Origin of the sequence: uncultured Thiothrix sp., assembly GCF_937876535.1 — a bacterium.
GTDB lineage: Bacteria > Pseudomonadota > Gammaproteobacteria > Thiotrichales > Thiotrichaceae > Thiolinea.
In genome coordinates this window covers 269,960-295,532 of sequence record NZ_CALFHZ010000019.1, presented here as the reverse complement: position 1 = coordinate 295,532, position 25,573 = coordinate 269,960, and the positions used below count along the sequence as shown (strand labels likewise).

Genomic DNA, 25,573 nt, shown 5'->3' with positions numbered 1-25,573 from the left:
AGAACCATGAACCAAAAGGAGTTTGATTATGGCTCAACAACAGTTAGAAACTTTAACAGTAGGATCAGTACTCTCAAAGCGTGGCAAAGTGACTGCAACCCGTCCTGGGGAATCGATGCGCATCCTAAAGCGAGGTGATGCGATTTATTCAGATGACACAGTCAACACCGTACGTGGTGCAACTTTGCAATTACGTATGCTAGATCGAAATATTGTGATGCTCCGTGGCGGAAGTTCTTTTAAAGTAGGCCAATACAAACCTGATGCGCAGGTCGCTGAAATTAAGCGTTTTGATTATGCAGGTGGAGAGCTGCGTCCAAGTCGGAAAAGCCTATCGTTTTAAGTTTACTGCAGGCAACGAGCTAGCCACTCACTAAGCATAAGTTTTGTATGTATTTGTTTATTGTGCACTGCACAAAAAAATGATACAACATTCAAGTTGGCAGTATGCCAATCTATTGTTTAATTTAATGAAGTGGCGGTTTTGAATGGAACTAACAGCAATCTATCCGGGAACTTTTGACCCTTTAACGAACGGGCATCTGGATTTAATCAAGCGTGCACGTCGTTTATTTAAGAACGTGGTTGTCGGTGTTGCTGCAAATCCTCGCAAAAAGCCGCTCTTCAGTTTAGAAGAGCGTGTCCACTTAATTCAGCAGGAAGTACTCAATCTAGGCTTAGATAGCAGCGTCAAAGTGGTGGGGTTTGAGTGCTTATTAGTCGATTTTGCTCGTCAGTGTAATGCTCGGGTCTTGATTCGTGGCATGCGTGCTGTTTCTGATTTTGAGTTTGAATTCCAATTAGCCAGTATGAATCGTGCTTTAGCTCCGGATGTTGAATCGGTTTTTTTAATGCCTGGTGAGAGCTTTTCCTTTGTCTCTTCTACTTTAGTTAAGGAAGTGGGCAAGCTCGGTGGGGATATATCACGTTTTGTTTCGCCGCCAGTGAATGAGGCTTTACAGCACAAAATTGCTGAATGGAAAACTGGACAAGATAACATTCAAATCTAAGTCTGACCATGATTTGGGTTAATGTTCTTTCTGGGATGAGCTTGCTAGAATGTGTGCCACTTGAATACTGATAAGGAATTTCTTCATGGCCTTGATGATTACTGATGAATGCATCAACTGTGATGTCTGCGAACCAGAATGCCCGAATAATGCGATTTCTCCGGGCGACGAAATTTATGTAATTGATCACAATCGCTGTACCGAGTGTGTGGGGCATTATGATGAGCCACAATGTGTTGCGGTCTGTCCAGTCGATTGCATTCCTAAAGATCCTACTCATCCTGAGACAAAAGAGCAATTACAACTAAAGTATGAAAAGCTCATGGCTCAGTAATTGAGCATTTGTTTGATCCCCTTTGGCAAATAGGGGATCAAACATAAGTTTTATTCTTTTTCAGGGATATAAGTCAGTAAAACTTTGTGATTAGCATCTAACAGGTTTAATTGGCCCGGTGGCAAAGCATATAAGTTGACTGCCGCCAACGCTTTCAGCACTGCGCGCTCTAATTCTCCACCCGTTCCCATACAAGCCATTTTTGTAGTCCCCAAAGCACTTAAAGCTAAACTGCCGGTTGAGCTTGAGACATAACTAGCAAATAGGCGATTGCAGCCGGTAAAGCCAGTTAAACGGCCATTTTCAAATTGCAAAGTAGGTGCAGCAGCTTCAGCAGGAATAGCTTTACCCTCAATAGCGGTAAGTTGCCATGAGGTTTTATCTAAAGCAGCTTGTGGAGCGGGGTCGTTGGCTTTAATTCCCATGCTACAGGCAGACATAATGGCTAAAGCCATCAACACAATAAACAATTGGCCCGCGATTGAGCCTAGTATTTTTTTAATCACGATGCCGGACCTTTGGTATTATTGTAATAATGTAGAGCAGGTGACACTGAAAAAGTTGCAGGCAAATTATTAAATTTTGTTAGGCTGATGGCAATCCTCACGTGACAACTGGACAAAACTCCCTACTAAACTTTGAGACTGAGTTAGCCTTGCAGCCTATTGGCTTCATACGATCTTGTTATAAGGAAAAATTTGGCATTCCCCGCCAACCTGGGCTAGTGACAGCAGCACAAGCAAAACTCCAATTATTACCCGCCTTTTCTCAGCCTGAAGCCTTTAAAGGTTTGGAGCAATTTAGCCATGTCTGGCTGATTTTTCAGTTTCATGCTAATCCGAGTGCTTCTTGGTCAAATACGGTAAGACCACCGCGCCTAGGTGGCAATAAGCGCTTAGGTGTATTTGCTACCCGTTCTACCTTTCGGCCTAACCCACTAGGTTTGTCAGTTGCAGGTTTAGATAAAATTGAATTTCTAGGACAGGAGACGTGCTTGCATTTAAGGGGTATAGATTTATTAGATGGTACGCCGGTCTTCGACCTTAAGCCCTATTTGCCTTATGCTGATAGCATTTTGGGAGCGCAAGGTGGTTTTGCTGAACAAGCACCAACTAGTGAGTGGGAGGTAGGTTTTACGCCAGAAGCTCAGTTGCAGTGTGCAGAAAAAAGCCTGCAACTTGGGACAGATATTGAGCTATTAATCCGGCAAATTTTGCAACAAGACCCGCGTCCTTCTTATCGTGCTCAGGCAGTAGATGGACGAATTTACGCGATGAAATTGTACGATTTCGATTTACAATGGCATTATAAGGCAAAATTAATTGAAGTCATTGGGCTAGTTGACTTAGTTGAGTCACCAGTTAAGCACTAACGCTGTTGAAATATCTTATAAATAGGCATGTTAAATAAACTCTTTGATTCGCCTCAGCGCGGTCTCACTATTATTTTAGGTTTTATCCTAACGACGGTTTTCGTCAATCCTGTTTGGGCAGCTGAAGAGGATGAACCCAGTACAATTGCTGAGGAACTTGCTAGCCCTCCAATAACTCATTCACCACCACAGCCCGCTGAGCAAACTATTACTCGGCATTCTCAGGTACAGGACTTACCTGCCTCACTGTTATCTTTTATGCAGGAACACAATATTTCTGCTGATGAACTTAGCGTATATGTGCGGGATGTGAGTGCTGATGGCCCGTTAATTCAGCATGAAGTTGAAGTACCACGTAACCCAGCTTCCACCATGAAGCTGTTGACTACTTGGGCGGCATTAAAAACTTTAGGGCCTGCTTGGACTTGGGACACAGAGGTATGGACGCGTGGTGAGCTACGCGCTGGAGTTTTGCACGGTGATTTAATTTTAAAAGGTTATGGTGACCCTTTTCTAATTTACGAGTCTTTTTGGCAATTAGTACATGATCTGCGTTTAAAAGGTTTAGAGGAGATTACTGGCGATATTATTATCGATAATAGCTTTTTCGAGTTGCCCGCAATTGACCCAGCGGCCTTTGATGGCGAGCGTGAGCGTGTTTATAATGCTCCACCTTCAGCTTTGATGTTCAATTTTCAGGCGACTCGCTTATTATTTGAGCCAGATATGGTGGCAAATAAAGTCAATGTGATTGCTTTTCCTAAACCTACATTACCTTTAACTGATCAATTAGAGTTTGTAAGCGGTGATTGCACCAAGCGCCGGCATAATCCACAAGTGCAGACCCAATTAGATGGCAGTATTAAGGTCTCTGGTTCTTATATTGGTAGTTGTGGGTCGCGCTTAGAAACTTTAGTCCTTTCTAGTCCCGAACAGCATGCCTTTAATGCCTTTCGAGATTTTTGGCAAATGCTAGGTGGAAAATTAGGCGGTGGTTTACAAACAGGTTCACTGAAAGCAGGTGATCGTCAATATTATGTGCATACCTCCATGCCTTTAGCCGAACAGATTCGGCTAATTAATAAATGGAGTAATAATGTGATGACTCGCCAAGTGATGTTAACAGTGGGCGCGAAAATGTTTGAAGCCCCTGCTACACTGGAGAAAGGCCGTTTAGCAGTACTAAAAGTTCTAACTGATCAAGGTGTACCAACCCAAGGTTTAGTGATTGAAAACGGTTCAGGTTTGTCACGCAATGAACGTGTCAGTGCCCGTCAATTTGGTGAGTTATTGCAAGTGATCTGGCGCGACCCCTATATGCCAGAAATGCTCAACTCTTTACCTTTGCTTGGTGAAGATGGCACTTTAGCGCGGCGCTTTCGCCATAGTGATTTAGCAGGTCGAACCCGTTTAAAAACGGGCACGTTAAAGGATGTGAGTTCGATTGCGGGTTATATGCTCACACGTAGTGGTAAGCGTATGATTATTGTCATGCAGCAAAATGGCCAGCGTTCAGCAGGTTTTGGACATAGTTTGCAGAATCTGTTGTTGGAATGGGTCTTTGAACAGTAAATAGGATAGGTCTATGAAGTTAAAGCCGGATAATCGTCTGAGTGTCGTAGTGATGGCGACCTTATTGATGAGCACCGCGAGTCCGGCTGCTGAGAAGGAGAAAAAAGAGCCTGAAGCATCACCAGTTAAAGTTTCTATTCAAGGTGCGGAGCCAAGTTTAGAAGACAATCTACGTGCCTACTTACCTTCTCTACGGAATCTGAAATGTGAATCACCCGCTGAGCGAATTGAGCGCTATATTGATTCCGCTCAGTCTAAATTAACCAAGGGTGCTGAGGCTATGGGTTATTTTACAGCCAAGTTTGACATGACTTCGGCTCGCCAAAATAACTGTTGGGCGTTTAATATCGTGGTGGAGCCTGGGCCAACGGTAACAGTAGCTAAGTCTAATATCCGGATTACTGGCCAAGGTGCGCAATCAGATGATTTCAAGGAAATTGCTAGCAATCCGCCTTATAGTAATAATGAAGTCTTAGTTACTCAGAAATATGAAGATTTTAAATCCAGCCTTACTCGCGCTGCTAGCCGGTTAGGTTATTTCGATGCCCAATTCGTAGAGCGGGAAATTCAAGTCAATATTGATAGTCGCCAAGCTGTGGTAAATCTACATTTTGATACAGGTAAACGTTATCAATTTGGTCAAGTGGACATTGAGCAAGATGTGCTCGATCAAAAATTCCTGAAGCGTTATCTACGCGTGGAAGCTGGCAAGGATTATAATTCCGAGGATTTACTTCGCCAGCAGCGTCTATTAGAAAATAGTGGCTACTATAGTGATGTGCAAATTAGTAGCAATTATCAAAAAACTGAAAAAAATCGTGTTCCGGTAGAAATTAAAGCGCTGCGTAATAAGCGCTATGCCTATACAGGTAAATTAGCCTTCGCGTCAGATGATGGCTTTACGATTGAAGGTGGGATGAGTGCGCGCTGGGTGAATCGTAAAGGGCATAAATTAGATGTAGCCTTACTTTATACTCAGTCAGGTTATTTAAAAACTGGTTTTAAATATATTGTGCCCTTGTGGCAGCCAGAGCACGAATATGCCGGTATCGATGTATCTTGGATTAAATCTAAAGATAGTATTGATTTTGCAGGTATTCCTTTAGCCACCTATCTAGATCAGCGCAAATTGGAGTTTAACTATAATCGACGCACAGAAAGTGATTGGCAGCAGACCGCATTTATTTCCTTCTTTGAGGAAAAGTTCCGCTTAGTGATTGATGGGGATTCGATTCCGGATAATACGCAATTGACTTTAATTGGGGCGCGGGTAAATAAAACCAAAGCTACCGATCCTTTGTACCCAGAAAAAGGTTGGCGCGTATCCGGTGAAATTAAAGGCTCGCATAAAAGCATCTTAAGTGACGAGACTTTGCTACAAGCTCGGGTGGATGGCAAATACTTACACAACTTTGACAGTGGGGGTAAGGCGATTGCACGTGGAGCAGTGGGTGCAACTTGGGTAGACACCGATAGCGTGATGCCCAAGTCACTTGGCTTTACAACGGGGGGGCAAGACTCTGTTAGGGGGTTTGATTCAAATGCGCTGGGTGAGTTTGATGAGTATGGGGAAGTAACCGGTGGCAAGAACTTACTGGTGACTAGTCTCGAATACGAACACCCAGTGACTGAAAAAATCAGTGCAGCGGTTTTCGCTGATGCGGGTAGCGCTTTTGATGATTGGAAAAACTACGACCTGCATGTGGGAGCCGGTGTTGGGGTGCGCTACAAATCCCCTTTAGGACCCGTGCGTTTAGATTTGGCAGTACCTAAAGATAATACTAAAGATTTACATTTTTACTTTAGCCTAGGGCCGGATTTGTGAGGCGTTCCGTCAAGTATTTTGTGATTCATCCACTAGCGGCGCTGCTAGTGATTATTCTCATGGTCTTATTAGCAGTCGCGCTACTGTCAACTACTCAAGTCGGTACTTCCTTATTAGCTAGTAGTATTCAACAGATTTTACCCGGCCTACGCTTAAACGGGGTGGAGGGCGCTTTACTTGATAAGATGAAAGTCGAGCGTATCGAGTGGGAAAATCCAAGTGTTAAACTTGAAATAGAAGAAGCGCAGCTCGATGTTTCGATTAAAAAGTTTGCAGTTCCTTCACAGGTACAGGTGGATAAATTAAGCGGCAAGCGCTTAGTGATTACAATTCCACCCTCAACCAGTAAGAATACCGATCCCATTACCATTCCCGATATTCGCATACCTGCCGAGATTGCTTTAGACGATGTCACTCTCCAAGAGTTAGTGATCAATAGCGGTAGCTTCCAGATGAAATTCAAAGATATTAATCTGCAAGCCTATAACCGCGAGGGTGTGTTGCAAGTTAATAAATTGGTGGGCAGCTATGTGGATCCTTTAGGCGGCAGTGTCAAGATGGATCTCAAAGGTAAAATGGGTTTACTCAACCCCCATCCAACGGAATTGACAGGAGTAATTGCTTCAGAAGGCTCAAAGTGTGGGGTTGGCTTGCTCAAGGTAACCGCTACTGGTGATTTACCTAGTTATCGTTTCCAAGCCGATGGTAAATGGGCGTACAGAGATTTTCCTGAGACTGATGCCAAGCTTGCAGGGACAGGCAGTTTTGATGGGGTCACCATCGAGACAGGGCAGTTAGTGAGCACGGCAGGTGATTTCGATTTAACAGGTAGCCTATCTTGGCTTCCTGACTTAACTTGGGATGCAAAACTCAATGGCTCGAAAATTAATCCTGAAGCTTTTGTTGCTGATTTACCTGGTTCCTTAGATATTGCTGCCACTTCCAAAGGGAGATTTGTTGATCATGAATGGGTGGTAAGTCTGGATGCTAGCAAGTTGCTTGGTACCTTACGTGATTACCCGATTGATGCCAACTTGTCAGTGGGTTTAGATAAAAACGCCCTAACGGTTAATTCTATCCATGCAGCAGTAGGGCAAAATCGCCTATTAGCCAAAGGCGTGGCAGCCGATGGCTTATTAATTGATTGGGAGTTGGATGCACCTTTATTAGAGCAACTTCATCCTAGCTTAGAAGGCAAGTTAGCAGGCAAGGGTAAGCTTTCAGGCAAGATCGATGGCTCAGAGTTTATGCTCGATATTGAGCAGTTGGCTGGGCAGGTTTTAGATTATCCAGTCGAAGCGAAAGGTGGAGCTAGTTTAGCCAAGGGCTTGCTTACAGCGCGTGATTTAAAAGTTTCTGTGGGTGAAAACCATTTATCTATGAATGGGGTCGCCGATGAAACCCAAGGGATTGATTGGCTTTTAGATGCGCAAAATCTGAGTAATTTATATCCTGATTTGCGCGGTAACTTGAAAGGTAAAGGGAACGCACAGGGTTTATTGGATGGCTCACGGTTAGCTCTACGGATTGATGAGCTAAATGGGGAAGTCTTAGAACGTACCGTTAAAGCCCAAGGTTCTGTGCTGTTACGTGATCAATTAGTGACTGCTAAAGCTTTGCAACTGGATGTGGGTACGAATCATGTCGAGCTTGATGGAGTTGCGGATGAAGTTCAGGGTATTAATTGGAAGATTGATGCCAAGGATTTAAGTGAACTTGTACCCAGTTTACAAGGAAAGTTAGCAGGTCATGGTAATGCTCAAGGGCTATTAGATGGTTCACGTTTAGCCTTGCGGATGGATCATTTACAAGGCGAGCTTTTAAATCAGACTCTCAAAGGTAGTGGTACGGTTTTAGTCAAGGACAAAATTCTCACCGCTCAAGCAGTTAACTTAAGTTTAGGTGATAACCAAATTGAGTTAGATGGGGTGGCAGATGAGGCTCAAGGCTTAATTTGGAAGTTGGATGCTAAGAACCTTGCGCACATTTCACCGCAGCTTAAAGGCAACTTAGTAGGTAATGGTAAAGCGCAGGGTTTATTGGACGGCTCGCGGTTAAGTTTACAAATTAATGAATTAACAGGTTCAGTTTTAGATCAACCGGTCAAAGCCCTAGGCACTCTCAAAATTCAGGACAAAGTTCTATCTGCCCAAGGAGTTCGCATCGATGTGGCGGATAATCGCATCAGTTTAGAAGGGATTGCAGACGAGCAAAAAGGCTTAGATTGGGTAGTAGAAGCACCTAAGTTGCAACAACTTATCCCCGGTTTGCCCGGTAATTTATCAGGTAAAGGCAATGTGCAAGGCTTAATGGATGGCTCGCGTTTGGCGCTGCGCATTGATCGCTTAGCCGGGACAGTGAAAGATTATCCGATCAAAGCAGCTGGCAGCATGCGCCTTCAAGATAAAGTCATTAGTGCTCAAGGCGTGCAAATCGATGTCGGTGAGAATCATCTCAAGCTAGAAGGTGTGGCTGACGAAGCTAAGGGCTTAGATTGGTCGCTGGATGCAAATAAGTTAGCGCAGTTATATCCAACACTAAGGGGGAACTTAAATGGGCGGGGAAATTTCCGTGGCTTACTAGATGGTTCGCGCTTTACCCTTAAAGTCGAGCGCTTAGATGGCGTAGTGCAAGATTTTCCCATTCGGGCTGATGGGCAAGTTAAATTAGAAAATAAATTGATTGCCGCACAAGGTCTGAATCTCTCGGTAGGTAAAAACCAAATCCGCTTAGATGGCGTTGCAGATGAAAAACAGGGTCTAAGCTGGGCTTTAGATGCGAAAGATTTGAGTCAGTTAGCGCCTGCGATCAAGGGAGATTTAAAGGGTAAAGGAAAAGCGACTGGCTTATTAGATGGTTCACGGCTGACGGTCACTATTGATAGCCTCTCTGGTAATGTGCAGAATTTCCCGATTCAAGCTAATGGCGAATTACGCATTCGCAATAAGCAATTTTCAGCTAATGGCTTGGCCTTATCCTTAGGCAAAAATCGTATTCAATTAGATGGTGTGGCCAATGAGGCAGCGGGTTTAGCTTGGTCTTTAGATGCTAAGGATTTAAGTCAGCTAAGCCCTGTGGTGAAAGGTGAGTTAAAAGGTGATGGGCGCTTACAAGGCTTGTTAGATGCTTCAAAATTAGCAGTGAAAGTTGATACTCTTAAAGGCAATGTCCAAGGCTTTCCAGTGAGTGCAAGTGGTGAGCTTAAGCTACGTGATAAAGTTGTCAGTGCAAATAATGTATTAGTTGATGTGGGGCAGAATCGCCTACGTTTAAATGGCAGCGCGGGTACTACCTTAGGCGTTGATTGGGAGTTAGATGCAAAAAATCTCAGCCAAATCAGTCCCAAATTGAATGGTAATGTCAAAGGGAATGGACGTTTATCAGGACGTTTAGATGGCAGTCAGTTTGATTTAGAGGTCGCGAGCCTGAAAGGACAAATCGAAGGTCGCCCTTTGCAAGCCAATGGCAAAGTTAAAATCCAAGGCAAGCAAATTACTTTACAGTCGGTTAAAGTCTTAGCGGGGGCTAATGAGCTAGAGGCTAATGGTCGAGCGAGTGAGCCTTTTGATATTCAATGGCGGGTTCAAGCCCCTAACTTAGCGCAACTTTGGCCGGGATTAGCGGGTAGCTTAAAAGGTGAAGGCTCTCTACGTGGTAACTTGGCTCAACCGCAAGTGCAAGGCAATTTGCAAGGCAGCCAAGTGGGTTATCAAGATTTAAAAATTGCCAAATTATCCGTACAAGCCAATCAAACAGGTGCGCAATATGATTTGCGCGGCACACTTGAAGGCTTGCGCCAAGGCACTAATCAAGTTAAACAAGCTGAGTTCACTTTGCAGGGGCAATTAGCTCGCCATAGTGTAAATCTCAAAGTGGTGCATCAAGCTGGCAGATTAGAGGGGCGCGCGTCTGGCGCTTGGACGGGGCAGCAATGGAAAGGTGCAATTGAGTCTTTAAATCTAAGAGATACTGCTGCTGGCAATTGGCAGTTGACGAATCCTGTTGGTGTGACCGCCTCAGCTCAAGCCTTTACCCTTGCCAATGCTTGTTTAGTGAATCCACAGAACGCACGGATCTGTAGTAAGACAGATTGGAGCACCCAACGCGGCTTAACGGCTAATGGTGTCTTGCAACAAGTGCCGATTAGTCTTGCGAAAGCTTTCTTGCCAGCAACTGTACAGTTACCAGGTTTAGTGAATGCTGACTATCAATTTGAACAGCGTGGCGGCAAGCCCTTTGCGCGGGTCAATATCAACTTGCCAGATAATGTGATTGTGCTGCGTACCGATAATAAGCGCACAGAAACTTTGCAATATACTCAAGCTAAAGCCAATTTAGTTTTAAATGACCGTACCGCTACACTTCAAGCCCAAATGGATATTCGTGGGCGCGGGCAATTGCGTGCTGATGGGCGCATTGAGTTAGCAGCGGGGGGTAGTCAGCCACGTTTAGATGTGAAGGCTACAGTAGCCATGCCCGATATTAGCTGGCTACAAGCTTATTCACCACAAGTGGATGAGCTAAAAGGGCAGGTCAATGGTGAGGTGCGTATTCAAGGTTTGCTTAATAAGCCGCAAGTGACCGGTAATTTACGCCTACAAAATGCTTCGTTGTATTTGCCAGAAACGGGCGCGAAGATTGAAGACATTAGTTTAGCGATTCAAGCCAGCCAAGCTGATCAGATGAATATCACAGGCTCTTTGCGTGCAGGGCAGGGGGTACTGAAAGCGAATGGGGTTCTGCGTTTGGTAAATCTTCCTAATTGGAGTGCTGATTTACGCTTGCAGGGTAATAATTTGCTGCTCATGAATACGTATGAAGTTCAAGGGCAAGTTTCTCCTGATCTGAATATTCAAGCCACGCCTAAGTCGGTAATTATTACTGGCGCTTTACGAGTACCCGAGGCTTCTATCAATATCCAAGCCTTACCAACGGGAGCCAGTGTGCGCTCGGATGATATTGTTTTTGTAGGCCGTAATCAGCCAACGACTTTACGTAAAAAGTTAAGAACCCCTCAAGATGGATCCGCGATTGATATTCAGCCCAATATTTTGGTTGAGGTCGGGGATCGGGTGCGTATGAATGCCTTTGGGCTGGAGGCACGCTTAAATGGCAAAATGCGCATTTTGCGTAATAAGCAGGATATTATCGCTGAAGGTGCCTTGGGAGTTGTGGAGGGTTTTTATAAAGCCTATGGCCAAGATTTGAAAATTGAACGTGGTCGCTTGATTTTTAATGGGCCAATGACTAATCCAGGTTTAGATGTACGAGCTACGCGCCAAGTAGAAAATGACATTACAGTAGGAATTAGCTTAGGTGGCACAGTTAAACAACCTGAATCAACCTTGTTCTCTTCACCACAGCAAACGCAAAGTGACACTTTAAGCTATTTATTAACAGGTCGTGCCTTGGCGGGCGTATCAGGAGGGGATACTGCGGTCTTGACACGTGCTATTACTAGTTTGGGCTTAGCTGGTGGGGAAAGTTTGGCTCAAAGTATCGGTGGAAATTTAGGCTTGGATGATGTTGGGATCAATTCCAATGGTGGTGATTATAAACAAAGTGAACTAGCCCTAGGGAAAAAGCTTGGTTCTAAATTGTATGTGAAGTATATTGTTGGCCTGTTTGATTCGCTGCAAAAAGTCGCAGTGACTTATCAGGTAAATAAGCGTTTACAAGTAGAAGCTACGAGTGGCGCTAACCAGAGTATTGGTTTAATTTATAAGCTTGAAACCGATACAGGGCCATTTGGTAAGTGAAAGTTAGGGCGAATAGATTTTAAACGTTTTCTGTGAAATTTCTGAAAAAAAGCTCAAGTCTTGAGTTGACAAAAGAAAGCGGTTAAATCACACTATGCGCCTTTCCAGTCGGAGGGGTTCCCGAGCGGTCAAAGGGGACAGACTGTAAATTTGTTGGCTCTGCCTTCGAAGGTTCGAATCCTTCCCCCTCCACCATATTTTTTGATTTGGTGCGCACGTTTAACGTTTCGTGCTAATGCGAAATAAATTAAGCGGGTGTAGTTCAATGGTAGAACCTCAGCCTTCCAAGCTGATGGCGTGGGTTCGATTCCCATCACCCGCTCCAACTAGTGTGGCTGAGTCGTTTAAAAATTTACGCTCTTGTAGCTCAGATGGTAGAGCGCATCCTTGGTAAGGATGAGGTCGGCAGTTCGATTCTGCCCAAGAGCACCAAGTTATTGATCCTTCTTAGGGGTTTTCGAGATGGCAAAGAGTAAATTTGAGCGCACAAAGCCGCACGTGAACGTCGGAACGATAGGACACGTAGACCACGGCAAGACGACCTTGACCGCGGCTTTGACAGTGGTTCAATCCCGTAAATTTGGTGGCGAAGCGAAAGCGTATGACCAAATTGACGCGGCTCCAGAAGAGAAAGCACGGGGTATTACCATTTCTACGGCACACGTAGAATATGAATCAGAAAACCGCCACTATGCCCACGTCGACTGCCCCGGCCATGCGGACTATGTTAAAAACATGATCACGGGTGCTGCACAAATGGACGGCGCGATTCTGGTGTGTTCCGCAGCAGACGGCCCCATGCCACAAACACGTGAGCACATCCTATTATCTCGCCAAGTCGGTGTTCCTTACATCGTGGTCTACATGAACAAATGTGACCTAGTGGACGATGAAGAGCTGTTAGAACTGGTTGAGATGGAACTGCGTGAGCTGTTATCCAGCTATGAATTCCCAGGCGATGACACCCCGATTATCAAAGGTTCAGCGCGTGCCGCCTTAGAAGGTGACACCTCACCGATTGGCGAACCGTCTATCGCTGAACTGATCAATGCCTTAGATACTTATATCCCAGAACCTGAGCGTGCGATTGACGGTGCTTTCTTGATGCCGGTTGAAGACGTCTTCTCCATCTCAGGTCGTGGTACGGTTGTGACCGGTCGTATCGAGCGCGGCGTGATCAAAGTGGGTGAAACCGTAGAAATCGTGGGTATTCGTGCTACCACCTCTACAACTGTTACGGGCGTTGAAATGTTCCGTAAACTGCTAGACCAAGGTCAAGCGGGCGATAACGTTGGTCTGTTATTACGTGGTACTAAGCGTGATGACGTTGAACGTGGTCAAGTTCTGTGCAAACCAGGCACTATTAAGCCCCACAACAAATTCGAAGCTGAAGTGTACGTCTTGTCTAAGGAAGAAGGTGGACGTCATACTCCCTTCTTCAATGGCTATCGTCCACAATTCTATTTCCGTACCACGGATGTGACTGGTGCTTGCGAATTACCTGAAGGCGTTGAGATGGTCATGCCTGGTGATAACGTGAAGATGGTAATCACACTGATTAATCCGATTGCGATGGAAGATGGTTTACGTTTTGCGATCCGTGAAGGCGGTCGTACTGTAGGCGCTGGTGTCGTCGCTAAAATTGTTGAGTAAGCTAACAATACTCAATTAATTAGTTGCAGAATATGGCGGGAGTATGTAAACTCCCGTCCTCTCGTTTGTTAGGCCAATAGCTCAATTGGCAGAGCGGCGGTCTCCAAAACCGCAGGTTGGGGGTTCGATTCCCTCTTGGCCTGCCATCTTTTAGCAAGATGGCTTTCTACAAATTCTAGCTTATCTTTGTGCAAGTCTTTGTATAAAGTCATTTAGGCTGTTTAGGTTGTATCAAAAAATTATGTCTTTAAAAGCTGAACAACAAACGTCCTCACTCGATACAGTAAAACTTATTTTAGCTTTTGTTTTACTGTTAGTGGGCATCGGTGGCTTCTACTATTTCGCAACTTGGAAAGGTGAGGCAGTTTCAGTTTTAGTTCGTGTTTTAGGTTTATTGGCGTTTGTTGCAGTAGCAGTCGGTATTGCAGCAACGACTGAAAAAGGGCGTGGCTTAATTACCTTCTTGAAAGATAGCCGGATGGAAGTCCGCAAGATGGTATGGCCAACTCGCGCTGAAACCATGCAGACAACCTTGATGGTGATGGTAATTGTCCTATTGCTTTCTCTCTTCCTCTGGCTGGTAGATATGCTTCTAGGCTGGGGTGTGAAAACCTTGCTAGGAGGTGGTTGATGGCTAAGCGTTGGTATGTGGTTCAGGCCTTTTCTGGATTTGAAGGGCAAGTACAACGTTCTTTGAAAGAGCGTGTAGTGCGTTTCGGCATGGAAGAGCAGTTCGGTGAGATTTTAGTCCCTACCGAAGAAGTTGTTGAAATGCGTGAAGGCCAAAAGCGTCGCAGTGAGCGTAAATTCTTTCCAGGCTATGTATTAGTCCAAATGGAAATGAATGATGAAACTTGGCATATGGTCAAAAATACCGCGCGTGTTTTAGGTTTTATTGGTGGTTCTGGGGATAAACCCGCACCGATTACTCAAAAAGAAGTCGACAATATTCTGCGTCGGGTAGAAGAAGGTGTCGATAAACCTAAACCTAAAGTTTTATTTGATGCAGGCGAAGTTGTTCGTGTCAATGATGGTCCATTTAAGGATTTTAATGGCGTAGTTGAAGAAGTTAACTACGAAAAAAGCCGCCTGTTAGTCGCAGTACAAATTTTTGGTCGCTCAACGCCTGTTGAGCTGGAGTTCTATCAGGTCGAGAAAACCTGATTGCACAACGGGGAGCCGTGAGGCGTTTGTACCCATTCATAGGTAAATCAAAATGGCAAAAAAAGTAACCGGCTATATTAAGCTGCAAGTTGCTGCTGGTAAAGCTAATCCGAGTCCACCGGTTGGTCCTGCATTGGGTCAAAAAGGTGTGAATATTATGGAATTCTGTAAAGCCTTCAATGCTGCTACTCAAGGCATGGAAGTCGGTATGCCAATTCCAGTCGTTATCACTGTCTATAGCGATAAAAGCTTTACCTTTATTACTAAAACTCCACCCGCTTCAGTATTGTTGAAAAAAGCGATGGGCTTGAAATCAGGTAGCGCTCGTCCAAACAGCGATAAGGTTGGTAAGATCAGCCGTGCACAATTAGAAGAAATTGCTAAGACTAAAGAGCCAGACTTAACAGCTGCTGATTTAGATGCTGCCGTCCGTACCATTGCGGGTACTGCACGTAGTATGGGCTTAGAAGTAGAGGGCGTATAAATGGCAAAGCTAACTAAGCGTCAAAAAGCAATTAACGAAAAAGTAGACAGCACTAAAGTTTACGCAGTAACTGAGGCCTTAGATTTATTAAAGTCTTTGCCACCTGCTAAGTTCACTGAAAGCGTTGATGTTGCTATCAATTTAGGTGTTGATCCGCGTAAATCTGATCAAGTGGTACGTGGTTCTACTGTATTACCAAATGGCAATGGCAAGACCGTGCGTGTCGCAGTCTTTACTCAAGGCCCTAATGCAGAAGCAGCGAAAGCAGCTGGTGCAGATATCGTCGGTTTCGATGATTTAGCGGCTGAAGTTAAAGCAGGCAAAATGGATTTCGATGTGGTTATCGCTAGTCCAGATGCAATGCGTGTTGTTGGTCAATTAGGCCAGATTTTAGGTCCACGTGGCTTAATGCCTAACCCTAAAGTAGGGACAGTAACTCCAAACGTCGCTGAAGCAGTGAAAAATGCTAAGTCAGGTCAGGTTCGTTATCGTACTGATAAAGCAGGTATCATCCATTGTGGTATCGGCAATACTAGTTTCGGTACTGAAGCCTTAGCACAAAACTTAGCAGCTTTAGTCACTGACTTAGTCAAAATGAAGCCATCTACCTCTAAAGGTATTTATCTGAAAGGTATCGCTTTGTCCACGACTATGGGGCCGGGCTTAAAAGTAGATCAAGCGAGCGTTACCGCTCAATAAAGATTTTGAGTTCGAGAACTCAAACCATACTTACAAGGAAGTAAGTAGCTGAAAAGCATTGAGATATACAAGGCTGTATGTCGTCAAAGACCGCAGGCGTTTCAATAACTTAATAGTTCTGCATTTTATGTAGAGAACCTGCGCAGATGGCGTTTCCCGAGTCAGTAACTGGTTTGGGGCGCTGTTTCCTTCTTAACTTAAGCTTTTAAGTTGAGATTGATAACTGGTGGATTAACCACCAAACCAGGAGTAGATAACGTGGCATTAACACTGGAAGAGAAAAAAGAGATTGTCTCTGAAGTGGCCGCAGTTGCTGCAAGTGCTCATTCTGCGGTTGCTGCTGAGTACCGTGGATTGACCGTGTCACAACTCACCACACTGCGCAAAAACGCACGTAAAGGTGGAGTTTATCTAAGTGTAGTGAAGAATAATCTGGCGCGTATTGCTGTTAAAGGTACTGCTTTTGAGTGTATCCAAGACGGTTTGAAAGGCCCACTGATTCTGGCATTTTCTCAAGAAGATCCAGGTTCTGCGGCGCGTCTGGTTAAAGACTTCCTGAAAGACAAAGCCAACGACAAGTTAGCAGTTCAATTCGTCGCTATCGACGGAAAAATGCTGCCAGCTGCTGAGTTGGAGCGTCTGGCGAAATTGCCGACTCGCTCACAAGCAATCGCTACTTTGGCGGCTGCGATTCGTGCGCCTCTCGACAAGTTTGCTCGCACACTTGCTGCAGTGCGTGACCAAAAAGCTGAAGCCACTGGCGTTAGCGTAGAGTAATTACTGACAAAGGTTTTGGAGATTTACATGGCCTGTACAAAAGACGATATGTTGGAAGCAATTGCCAACATGACTGTAACTGAAATCGTTGATTTGATTTCAGCTATCGAAGAAAAATTCGGTGTAACTGCTGCAGTTGCAGTAGCTGCTGGCCCTGCTGGTGGTGGCGAAGCGGCTGCTCCAGTAGAAGAGCAAACTGAATTTAACGTTATCATGAAGAGCTTTGGCGCTAACAAGATCAACGTTATTAAAGCTATCCGTGGTATTACCGGTCTAGGCTTAAAAGAAGCGAAAGACATGGTTGAAGGTGTTCCTTCTACTGTTAAAGAAGGCGCTTCTAAAGAAGATGCTGCCAAGATTAAGAAAGAGCTGGAAGAAGCAGGTGCTGAGGTCGAACTCAAGTAATCTTGAGGTTAGGATGATTTTAAGCAACTTCTAATAGTTCAAAAAATCCCAAGGCTGGCAGTGTTTTGCACTGTCGGCCTTTTGTCGCTTGTCAGACATTAAATGACAGATAAGATTTTGATTCCAGTTGAGGAAGCACAATGGGACTAAGTTACACTGAGAAAAAACGGATCCGCAAAGACTTTGGTAAACGTGAGCAGATTCTGGAAGTACCCGACCTGTTAACTATTCAGTTGGAGTCCTATCGGCAGTTTTTGCAACTGGATCGGCCTGTACAAGAGCGTTCTGCTACAGGCCTGCACGCTGCCTTTTCTTCAGTCTTTCCGATTGTAAGTTACAATAACTATATCACACTTGAATATGTGGATTATCGGTTAGCTGAACCTGTTTTCGACGTTTATGAATGTCAGTTACGTGGCTTAACTTATGCTGCTTCTTTGCGCGTCAAATTGCGCTTGGTGATTCATGATAAAGAAGCACCAGTTGAAGCTAAAGTCGTTAAGTCGATTAAAGAACAAGATGTTTATTTAGGCGAATTGCCACTGATGACTGATAAAGGTACCTTTATTATTAATGGTACTGAGCGGGTTATCGTATCGCAATTACACCGTTCACCCGGTGTGTTCTTTGAGCACGATAAAGGTAAATCGAACACGGCAGGCAAGTTATTGCACAGTGCTCGTGTTATTCCTTACCGTGGTTCCTGGTTAGATTTCGAATTTGATCCTAAAGACAGTATTTATGTGCGGATTGACCGTCGACGCAAATTAGCTTCGACTATTCTGTTGCGCGCTTTAGGGATGGAAAATGAACAAGTTCTTGATTACTTCTTCGAGAATGTAAAAGTTCATTTGCTGGATAAAGGTGTAGAAATTGATCTAGTACCTGAGCGTTTGCGTGGTGAATTAGCTGCTTTTGATATTCTATTAGATGGGAATGTGATTGTTGAAACAGGTCGTCGTATTACGGCCAAACACATTCGTCAATTAGAAAAAAGTGGTATCAGCAAATTAGCGGTACCTGAAGAATATATGTACGGCAAAGTGCTGGCACATAATATTATTGATACAGCAACGGGTGAGCTAGTGGCAGAGGCTAACTCTGAGCTAACCGAAGAGTTGGTCAATAAGCTCCGTGATAATGGTGTTGCTGAGTTTGATATTCTCTATACCAATGACTTGGATCGTGGTCCTTTCATTTCTAATACCTTGAATATTGATCCGACTCGTACCAAATTAGAGGCGCAGATTGAAATCTATCGGATGATGCGTCCTGGTGAACCACCTACGAAAGAATCGGCTGAGAGCCTATTCAATAATCTGTTCTTTACCGATGAGCGTTATGACTTATCTGCGGTAGGCCGGATGAAATTCAATCGTCGCTTAGGTCGTGAGGAATCGACCGGCAGCGGCGTATTGGATCAAGCAGATATTTTAGCAGTTCTGAAAAAGCTGATTGATATTCGCGACGGTCGCGATGATGTGGACGATATTGATCATTTAGGCAATCGTCGTATTCGTAGCGTGGGCGAGATGGCTGAGAATGCCTTCCGTGTAGGTTTAGTGCGGGTTGAGCGTGCGGTTAAAGAACGTTTAACCATGGCAGAAAGCGAAGGTTTAATGCCGCAAGAATTGGTGAATTCAAAGCCAGTGTCTGCTGCGATTAAAGAATTCTTCGGCTCAAGCCAGTTATCGCAGTTCATGGATCAAAACAATCCATTATCTGAAGTGACTCACAAGCGCCGTATTTCAGCCTTAGGCCCTGGCGGTTTGACCCGTGAGCGTGCAGGTTTCGAGGTGCGCGACGTTCATCCAACGCACTATGGTCGTGTCTGCCCGATTGAAACGCCTGAAGGTCCAAACATTGGTTTGATCAATTCATTGTCAGTCTATGCACGTACGAATGAGTATGGCTTCTTAGAAACGCCGTATCGTCGTGTCGTTGATGGCAAAGTAACGCGTGAAATCGATTATTTGTCAGCGATTGAAGAGTCTCAGTATGTAATCGCACAGGCGAATGCGGACTTAGATGAAAAGGGTGCTTTCCTGGAAGAATTCATTAATTGCCGTTATCGGAATGAATTCACCACCATGACATCTGATCGTATGCAGTACATGGACGTTTCACCGAAGCAGATCGTATCAGTAGCGGCGTCCTTGATTCCGTTCTTGGAACATGACGACGCGAACCGCGCCCTGATGGGTTCAAACATGCAACGTCAGGCTGTGCCTTGCTTACGCGCTGAAACAGCTATCGTCGGTACGGGTATGGAGCGTGCGGTTGCGGTTGACTCTGGTTCAACAGTCGCAGCCCGCCGCGGTGGGGTAATTGATTCGGTTGACGCTGGTCGTGTAGTGGTACGCGTCCATGATGATGAAGCGGATGAGCGTGGTGGGGTTGATATTTACAACCTGATTAAATATACCCGTTCGAACCAGAACACTTGTATTAATCAGCGTCCAATTGTGAAAGTAGGCGACGTAGTTGCCCGTGGTGATGTCTTAGCGGATGGTTCTTCGACCGATCTAGGCGAGTTGGCTTTAGGTCAGAATATGTTCATCGCTTTCATGCCGTGGAATGGTTACAACTTCGAAGACTCGATTTTGTTATCTGAGCGCGTGGTCGATGAAGATCGTTATACGACGATCCATATTGAAGAAATGTCTTGTCTAGCGCGTGACACTAAATTAGGGCCTGAAGAAATTACTGCGGATATTCCAAATGTCAGCGAAAGCTTATTAGCCAAGTTAGATGAATGCGGGATTATTCATGTCGGTGCTGAAGTAAAGCCTAACGATATTTTGGTAGGTAAGGTGACACCTAAAGGTGAAAGCCAATTAACTCCAGAAGAAAAGTTATTACGCGCTATCTTCGGCGAAAAAGCGTCTGATGTTAAGGATAGCTCCCTGCGCGTACCTACGGGTATGACAGGTACAGTGATTGATGTGCGTGTCTTTACTCGTGATGGAGTAGAACGGGACGCACGGGCTTTAGCTATCCAAGAAGAGGACTTGAAAAAGGTTCGTAAAGACTTATTGGATGAATTGCGGATCTATGAAGGCGACGTATTTGCGCGGGTTTCTAAAATGGTGGTCGGTCAAGTCGCTGATGGCGGTTTGAAGGGCTTGAAAGCAGGCACTCTCGTTACGCAAGAGCAGTTAGCTGCTGTACCACGTCATGAGTGGTTCTCTTTGCGTATGCAAGATGACAACTTAAATATTCAGCTTGAGACTCTAGCTACTCAGATGTCTGAGAAGAAGAAAGAGTATGAAATTCGCTTACAGAAACAACGTGATAAGTTGACTGCAGGTGATGATTTAGCACCAGGTGTCTTGAAAATGGTGAAAGTGTATGTCGCTGTGAAGCGCCGTATGCAACCGGGTGACAAGATGGCGGGTCGTCATGGTAATAAGGGTGTGGTGTCACGCATTGTTCCCGTCGAAGATATGCCTTATTTAGAAAACGGCCAGACTGTCGATATCGTTCTCAATCCGTTGGGTGTTCCTTCGCGGATGAACGTAGGTCAGGTCTTGGAAACCCATTTAGGTTGGGCTGCGAAAGGCTTGGGGCATAAAATTGGCCGGATGATAGATGCGAAAGCCAAAGTCGATGAAGTGCGCAAGTTCCTCACCGAAATCTACGAAACGGGTGGTAATCCACGTCAAGGTGATTTGTCTGAAATGACAGATACCGAAGTTCTAGAAATGGCAGGTAATCTGCGTAAAGGCGTGCCGATGGCTACACAAGTCTTTGATGGTGCAGATGAAGCTGAAATCAAAGCGATGTTGAAGTTGGCTGATTTACCAGAAAGTGGTCAAGCGCGTTTATATGATGGTCGTACCGGCGATGCCTTCGAACGTACTGTGACTGTGGGTTACATGCATATGCTGAAATTGAATCACTTGGTTGATGATAAAATGCATGCGCGCTCTACTGGTCCTTACAGCTTGGTGACTCAGCAACCTCTGGGTGGTAAAGCACAGTTCGGTGGTCAGCGCTTTGGTGAGATGGAAGTGTGGGCACTGGAAGCTTATGGTGCCGCTTATACCTTGCAAGAAATGCTTACCGTGAAATCAGACGACGTGAATGGCCGGAATAAGATGTATAAGAACATCGTGGATGGCGACCACTATATGGAAGCCAGCATGCCGGAGTCCTTTAATGTCTTGATGAAAGAAATCCGTTCTCTCGGTTTAAATATCGAGCTGGAAAGAGAGTAATTTGACCGAATACAGCAGGCGGAAAAATAGCGATGAAAGATTTATTAAACCTTTATAAGCAACAGCAGGAAATTCAAGAGTTCGATGCGATTCGTATCGGCCTCGCTTCCCCTGAAGTGATTCGTTCATGGTCTTATGGCGAAGTTAAAAAGCCAGAAACCATTAACTACCGTACGTTTAAACCAGAGCGGGATGGTCTGTTCTGCGCAAAAATCTTTGGCCCGGTGAAAGATTTTGAATGCTTGTGCGGTAAGTACAAGCGTTTGAAACATCGGGGTGTGGTTTGCGAAAAGTGCGGTGTTGAAGTTACTCAAACTAAAGTCCGTCGTGACCGCATGGGGCATATCGATTTAGCCAGCCCCGTTGCACATATTTGGTTCTTAAAGTCCTTACCGTCTCGTATCGGTTTGATGCTGGATATGACTTTACGTGACATTGAACGCATTCTCTATTTTGAGATCTTCGTGGTCACTGAACCAGGCATGACGACTTTAGAGCGCGGCTCCTTGCTCACAGACGAGGCTTATTTAGAGGCGGTTGAAGAGTTTGGCGACGAATTTGAGGCGAAAATGGGTGCTGAAGCGATCCAAGGCTTGTTGTCAAGCATTGATCTTAAGCATGAAATCGCCAAGATGCGTGAAGAGATCAATGAAACTGGCTCTGAAACTAAGCTGAAGCGTTTAGGCAAACGCTTAAAAGTCATGGAGTCCTTCGTGTCTTCTGGTAATCGTCCTGAGTGGATGATTATGAATGTGCTGCCTGTATTACCACCGGATTTACGCCCATTAGTACCTTTGGATGGCGGTCGTTTTGCAACTTCAGATTTGAATGATCTGTACCGCCGCGTGATCAATCGTAACAACCGTTTGAAGCGTCTGTTAGAGCTGAACGCACCTGATATTATCGTGCGTAACGAAAAGCGGATGTTACAAGAGTCTGTGGATGCGCTCTTAGATAATGGTCGTCGTGGTCGCGCAATTACCGGCTCTAACAAACGTCCATTGAAATCCTTATCTGACATGATTAAGGGTAAGCAAGGCCGTTTCCGTCAGAACTTGTTAGGTAAGCGGGTTGATTATTCGGGGCGTTCGGTCATCGTGGTTGGCCCAACTTTGCGTCTGCATCAATGCGGTCTGCCAAAGAAAATGGCTTTGGAATTATTCAAGCCGTTCATTTTCGGTAAATTACAGCGCCGTGGTTTAGCCACTACGATTAAAGCCGCAAAGAAGTTAGTTGAGCGTGAAACGGCAGAGGTTTGGGATATCCTCGCTGAAGTCATTCGTGAGCACCCAGTCTTACTGAACCGTGCACCTACGCTCCACCGCTTGGGTATTCAAGCTTTTGAACCCGTCTTGATTGAAGGTAAAGCGATTCAGTTGCACCCTTTAGTCTGTTCAGCATTCAATGCAGACTTTGACGGTGACCAAATGGCGGTACACGTACCTTTGTCATTGGAAGCCCAGCTCGAAGCGCGCAGTTTGATGATGTCGACCAATAACGTGTTGTCACCTGCGAATGGTGCGCCAATTATTGTGCCATCTCAGGATATCGTTCTTGGCTTGTACTATATGTCACGCGAAGCGATTGGGGCGAAAGGCGAAGGTATGGTCTTTGCTGATCCACAAGAAGCGCAACGTGCATATGAAACCGGTAACGCCTCTTTACATGCGAAAGTGAAAGTCCGGATTACCGATTACGTTAAAGAAGAAAATGGTGAGTTCACTAAGCGTACACGTTTAATTGATACTACAGTCGGTCGCTCAATTCTGACTACGATCATGCCGAAAGGCTTGCCGTTCGAAATCTTCAATACGGTATTGAAGAAGAAGGCAATTTCACGCCTATTGGATGAGTCCTATCGCCATGTGGGGATGAAAGAGGCAGTTATTTTCGCTGACCAATTGATGTATACCGGTTATCGTTATGCAACCCGCTCAGGCGTTTCTTTCTGCTCTGATGATATGATCATTCCTGAGAAGAAAGTGCATCTGCTAGCGGAGGCCGATGATGCAGTCAAGGAAATTGAATTGCAATTCGCAGGCGGTCTGGTTACTCAAGGTGAGCGCTATAACAAGGTTGTTGACATCTGGGCGAGTACCAATGAAAAAGTCGCCAAAGCGATGATGGAGAAAATTGGTAACGAGTCCGTGGTTGATGCAGAAGGGAAGACAGTGACTCAACCTTCCTTTAACTCGATCTTTATGATGGCTGATTCTGGTGCGCGGGGTTCTGCAGCGCAGATTCGCCAGTTAGCTGGGATGCGTGGGCTGATGGCCAAGCCAGACGGCTCGATCATTGAAACACCGATTACTTCTAACTTCCGCGAAGGTTTGACGGTATTACAATACTTCATCTCAACGCATGGTGCGCGGAAAGGTTTGGCGGATACTGCTCTTAAAACAGCAAACTCTGGTTACTTAACACGTCGCTTGGTAGATGTTGCTCAGGACATGGCAGTCATCATGGATGACTGTGGCACTACCAAAGGTATGTTAATGCGCCCCATCATTGAAGGTGGCGATGTGGTTGAGGGTTTGGCAGAGCGCGTCTTAGGCCGTGTAGTGGCTCAAGATGTTGTGCGTAACGATGAGGCTGTCTTACCAGCAGGTACGTTAATCGATGAAGAGTGGGTCGAGAAAATTGACCAGCTCGGTATCGACGAAATTATAGTGCGCTCTGGTATCACTTGCGAATCGCGTTATGGGGTTTGCCGTCAATGCTATGGTCGTGATCTTGCCCGCGGTATTCTGGTTGGTAAAGGTGAGTCTGTTGGGGTTATTGCAGCACAGTCCATCGGTGAGCCAGGTACACAGTTGACCATGCGTACCTTCCACATTGGTGGTGCTGCCAGTAGAGCCGCTGCTGAAAGTGGTATTGCAGTGAAGTCAGCCGGTAAAGTCCATCTGATCAACGTTAAAACAGTACGGAATGAACAAGGTAACTTAGTTGCGGTATCGCGTTCAGGTGAACTGGGTATTGTTGACGATAACGGTCGTGACAAAGAGCGTTATAAACTGCCTTATGGTGCTACTTTGAAGGTACGCGAAGGCGATACCGTTACTGCAGGTCAAACAGTCGCGCAGTGGGATCCACATACGCATCCGATTATCTCTGAGGTTTCAGGGCGTATCGACTTTATCGAATTCTTGGACAATATCACGGTACAAACCAAGGTTGACGAAATCACTGGTTTGTCTTCGATTGAGATCATGGATCCAAAAAGCCGTCCAAGTAGTGGTCGTGACTTACGTCCTACGGTACGTCTATTGGATGAGCATGGTGATAGTATTTTCTTCGAAGGTACTAAGATTCCAGTGCAGTATCCATTACCAGCAGGCACGATTGTTACTACCACGAATGGTGCTAACGTAAAGGTCGGTGAGGTGGTAGCGCGTTTGCCACAAGCCTCTTCGAAAACTCGCGATATTACAGGCGGTTTGCCACGGGTTGCGGACTTATTTGAAGCGCGTCGTCCAAAAGATGGTGCGATTCTGGCGGAAAAGACTGGGACTATTTCCTTCGGTAAAGAAACCAAAGGTAAACAGCGGATTATCATCACCGATGAGGATGGTGAGCAATACGAAGAGTTGATTCCAAAATGGCGTAACCTTGACGTGTTCGAGGGTGAAAAAGTCAAGCGTGGGGAAATTATCGCTGATGGTGAGCCGAACCCGCATGACATTTTACGCTTATTAGGCGCAACCTCTCTGGCTGAATACCTCGTGAAAGAGATCCAAGACGTTTATCGCCTGCAAGGTGTAAAAATCAATGATAAACACATTGAAGTCATCATTCGGCAAATGATGCGCAAGGTCGATGTAATTGATCCAGGTGATAGCGACTTCTTACGTGGTGAGCAGACTGACTACTGGCGTGTCGTAGAGGCGAATAAAAAGTTACTGGAAGAAGCCAAATTACCTATCAAGTTCGATCGCGTCTTGATGGGTATTACTAAGGCTTCCTTGGTTACTGACTCTTTCGTCTCTGCAGCGTCATTCCAAGAAACTACGCGCGTTCTGACAGATGCGGCTGTTCGTGGCGCACGTGATGAATTACGTGGCTTGAAAGAAAACGTCATTGTTGGTCGCTTGATTCCAGCCGGTACTGGTTTAGCCTATCATGAAGCTCGTCGTCGCCAACGTGATCCGTTCGCTTTGGAAGATGCCTTTGCAGTGCGTCATGAAAGTTTTAGTCCGTCTGCGGACGAGTCTTATGAAGCTGAATAACTCAGTTTCGCTGTAAAACTACTGACTCCTATTCGGAAGTAAGGCCGAGTAGGAGGTTTAATTACAGGGTTTG

Annotated in this window: 17 protein-coding genes and 4 tRNA genes; 20 read left to right on the top strand and 1 reads right to left on the bottom strand. The window is 45.3% G+C overall.

Annotation, left to right across the window (positions count from 1 at the left end):
* The first annotated feature begins 28 nt into the window (after window positions 1-28).
* The 3 genes from Q0230_RS12030 (at window position 29) to Q0230_RS12020 (ending at window position 1,344) form a co-directional block, all read left to right on the top strand.
* Window positions 29-343, top strand: coding sequence for a hypothetical protein (locus Q0230_RS12030; RefSeq protein ID WP_298610320.1), 315 nt, complete (start codon window positions 29-31; stop codon window positions 341-343).
* 145 nt (window positions 344-488) lie between these two features.
* The gene (gene coaD / locus Q0230_RS12025; protein WP_298610319.1) at window positions 489-1,010 is read left to right on the top strand and encodes a pantetheine-phosphate adenylyltransferase; all 522 of its coding nucleotides are present in this window, start codon (window positions 489-491) and stop codon (window positions 1,008-1,010) included.
* Between the two features lie 85 nt (window positions 1,011-1,095).
* Window positions 1,096-1,344 carry a YfhL family 4Fe-4S dicluster ferredoxin gene (locus Q0230_RS12020; RefSeq protein WP_298610318.1) on the top strand — a complete coding sequence of 83 codons (249 nt, stop codon included), beginning with the start codon at window positions 1,096-1,098 and terminating at the stop codon, window positions 1,342-1,344.
* 50 nt (window positions 1,345-1,394) lie between these two features.
* Here the strand turns inward: Q0230_RS12020 and Q0230_RS12015 are convergent, their stop codons facing one another.
* Window positions 1,395-1,850 (bottom strand): META domain-containing protein, encoded by a 456-nt coding sequence (locus Q0230_RS12015; protein WP_298610317.1) that lies wholly within the window; start codon window positions 1,848-1,850, stop codon window positions 1,395-1,397.
* 101 nt (window positions 1,851-1,951) lie between these two features.
* Here Q0230_RS12015 and tsaA point away from each other — a divergent pair, with 101 nt between their 5' ends.
* From tsaA to rpoC, 17 genes are all read left to right on the top strand, one after another.
* Window positions 1,952-2,716: a tRNA (N6-threonylcarbamoyladenosine(37)-N6)-methyltransferase TrmO gene (gene tsaA, locus Q0230_RS12010; protein ID WP_298610316.1), complete on the top strand. Its 765-nt coding sequence runs from the start codon at window positions 1,952-1,954 to the stop codon at window positions 2,714-2,716.
* A 27-nt stretch (window positions 2,717-2,743) separates the two neighbouring features.
* Window positions 2,744-4,288: a D-alanyl-D-alanine carboxypeptidase/D-alanyl-D-alanine-endopeptidase gene (dacB, locus tag Q0230_RS12005; protein ID WP_298610315.1), complete on the top strand. Its 1,545-nt coding sequence runs from the start codon at window positions 2,744-2,746 to the stop codon at window positions 4,286-4,288.
* 13 nt (window positions 4,289-4,301) lie between these two features.
* On the top strand, window positions 4,302-6,113 hold the full coding sequence (locus Q0230_RS12000; RefSeq protein WP_298610314.1) for an autotransporter assembly complex family protein: 1,812 nt from the start codon (window positions 4,302-4,304) through the stop codon (window positions 6,111-6,113).
* A complete protein-coding gene (locus Q0230_RS11995) occupies window positions 6,110-11,872 on the top strand; it encodes a translocation/assembly module TamB domain-containing protein (RefSeq protein WP_298610313.1) in 5,763 nt (1,920 codons plus the stop codon). The genes Q0230_RS12000 and Q0230_RS11995 overlap by 4 nt, the downstream gene beginning before the upstream one ends.
* A 110-nt stretch (window positions 11,873-11,982) precedes the next feature.
* Window positions 11,983-12,067: transfer RNA gene (locus Q0230_RS11990), tRNA-Tyr, on the top strand.
* Between the two features lie 56 nt (window positions 12,068-12,123).
* Window positions 12,124-12,197: transfer RNA gene (locus Q0230_RS11985), tRNA-Gly, on the top strand.
* A 31-nt stretch (window positions 12,198-12,228) separates the two neighbouring features.
* Window positions 12,229-12,304, top strand: a tRNA-Thr gene (locus Q0230_RS11980).
* Between the two features lie 30 nt (window positions 12,305-12,334).
* A complete protein-coding gene (gene tuf / locus Q0230_RS11975; RefSeq protein ID WP_298610301.1) occupies window positions 12,335-13,525 on the top strand; it encodes an elongation factor Tu in 1,191 nt (396 codons plus the stop codon).
* A gap of 70 nt (window positions 13,526-13,595) precedes the next feature.
* Window positions 13,596-13,671 (top strand) — tRNA-Trp (locus tag Q0230_RS11970).
* 80 nt (window positions 13,672-13,751) lie between these two features.
* Window positions 13,752-14,156 (top strand): preprotein translocase subunit SecE, encoded by a 405-nt coding sequence (gene secE, locus Q0230_RS11965; RefSeq protein WP_298610312.1) that lies wholly within the window; start codon window positions 13,752-13,754, stop codon window positions 14,154-14,156.
* Window positions 14,156-14,689, top strand: a complete 534-nt coding sequence (gene nusG / locus Q0230_RS11960; protein WP_298610311.1) for a transcription termination/antitermination protein NusG — start codon at window positions 14,156-14,158, stop codon at window positions 14,687-14,689. Before secE ends, nusG begins: the two co-directional genes overlap by 1 nt.
* Before the next feature lie 52 nt (window positions 14,690-14,741).
* A complete protein-coding gene (rplK, locus tag Q0230_RS11955; protein WP_298610310.1) occupies window positions 14,742-15,173 on the top strand; it encodes a 50S ribosomal protein L11 in 432 nt (143 codons plus the stop codon).
* Entirely contained in the window at window positions 15,174-15,872 is a 699-nt protein-coding gene (gene rplA, locus Q0230_RS11950) for a 50S ribosomal protein L1 (RefSeq protein ID WP_298610309.1), read from the top strand. It begins immediately after the preceding gene.
* Window positions 15,873-16,130: 258 nt separating this feature from the next.
* Window positions 16,131-16,649 carry a 50S ribosomal protein L10 gene (gene rplJ / locus Q0230_RS11945; protein WP_298610308.1) on the top strand — a complete coding sequence of 173 codons (519 nt, stop codon included), beginning with the start codon at window positions 16,131-16,133 and terminating at the stop codon, window positions 16,647-16,649.
* Between the two features lie 27 nt (window positions 16,650-16,676).
* Window positions 16,677-17,054: a 50S ribosomal protein L7/L12 gene (gene rplL / locus Q0230_RS11940; protein ID WP_298610307.1), complete on the top strand. Its 378-nt coding sequence runs from the start codon at window positions 16,677-16,679 to the stop codon at window positions 17,052-17,054.
* A 140-nt stretch (window positions 17,055-17,194) separates the two neighbouring features.
* Complete coding sequence (gene rpoB / locus Q0230_RS11935; RefSeq protein WP_298610306.1) at window positions 17,195-21,274, top strand: DNA-directed RNA polymerase subunit beta; 4,080 nt, start codon at window positions 17,195-17,197, stop codon at window positions 21,272-21,274.
* A 32-nt stretch (window positions 21,275-21,306) separates the two neighbouring features.
* Window positions 21,307-25,500, top strand: a complete 4,194-nt coding sequence (gene rpoC / locus Q0230_RS11930; protein WP_298610305.1) for a DNA-directed RNA polymerase subunit beta' — start codon at window positions 21,307-21,309, stop codon at window positions 25,498-25,500.
* The last annotated feature ends 73 nt before the right edge of the window (window positions 25,501-25,573 follow it).

Excerpts from the sequence above, each read along its gene's own strand:
- rplA (WP_298610309.1), top strand. The coding sequence starts at position 15,174 with ATGGCAAAGCTAACTAAGCGTCAAAAAGCAATTAACGAAAAAGTAGAC.
- dacB (WP_298610315.1), top strand. The coding sequence starts at position 2,744 with ATGTTAAATAAACTCTTTGATTCGCCTCAGCGCGGTCTCACTATTATT.
- tuf (WP_298610301.1), top strand. The coding sequence starts at position 12,335 with ATGGCAAAGAGTAAATTTGAGCGCACAAAGCCGCACGTGAACGTCGGA.
- rpoC (WP_298610305.1), top strand. The coding sequence starts at position 21,307 with ATGAAAGATTTATTAAACCTTTATAAGCAACAGCAGGAAATTCAAGAG.
- nusG (WP_298610311.1), top strand. The coding sequence starts at position 14,156 with ATGGCTAAGCGTTGGTATGTGGTTCAGGCCTTTTCTGGATTTGAAGGG.
- Q0230_RS12030 (WP_298610320.1), top strand. The coding sequence starts at position 29 with ATGGCTCAACAACAGTTAGAAACTTTAACAGTAGGATCAGTACTCTCA.
- rpoB (WP_298610306.1), top strand. The coding sequence starts at position 17,195 with ATGGGACTAAGTTACACTGAGAAAAAACGGATCCGCAAAGACTTTGGT.
- Q0230_RS12000 (WP_298610314.1), top strand. The coding sequence starts at position 4,302 with ATGAAGTTAAAGCCGGATAATCGTCTGAGTGTCGTAGTGATGGCGACC.
- rplL (WP_298610307.1), top strand. The coding sequence starts at position 16,677 with ATGGCCTGTACAAAAGACGATATGTTGGAAGCAATTGCCAACATGACT.
- Q0230_RS12020 (WP_298610318.1), top strand. The coding sequence starts at position 1,096 with ATGGCCTTGATGATTACTGATGAATGCATCAACTGTGATGTCTGCGAA.
- rplK (WP_298610310.1), top strand. The coding sequence starts at position 14,742 with ATGGCAAAAAAAGTAACCGGCTATATTAAGCTGCAAGTTGCTGCTGGT.
- coaD (WP_298610319.1), top strand. The coding sequence starts at position 489 with ATGGAACTAACAGCAATCTATCCGGGAACTTTTGACCCTTTAACGAAC.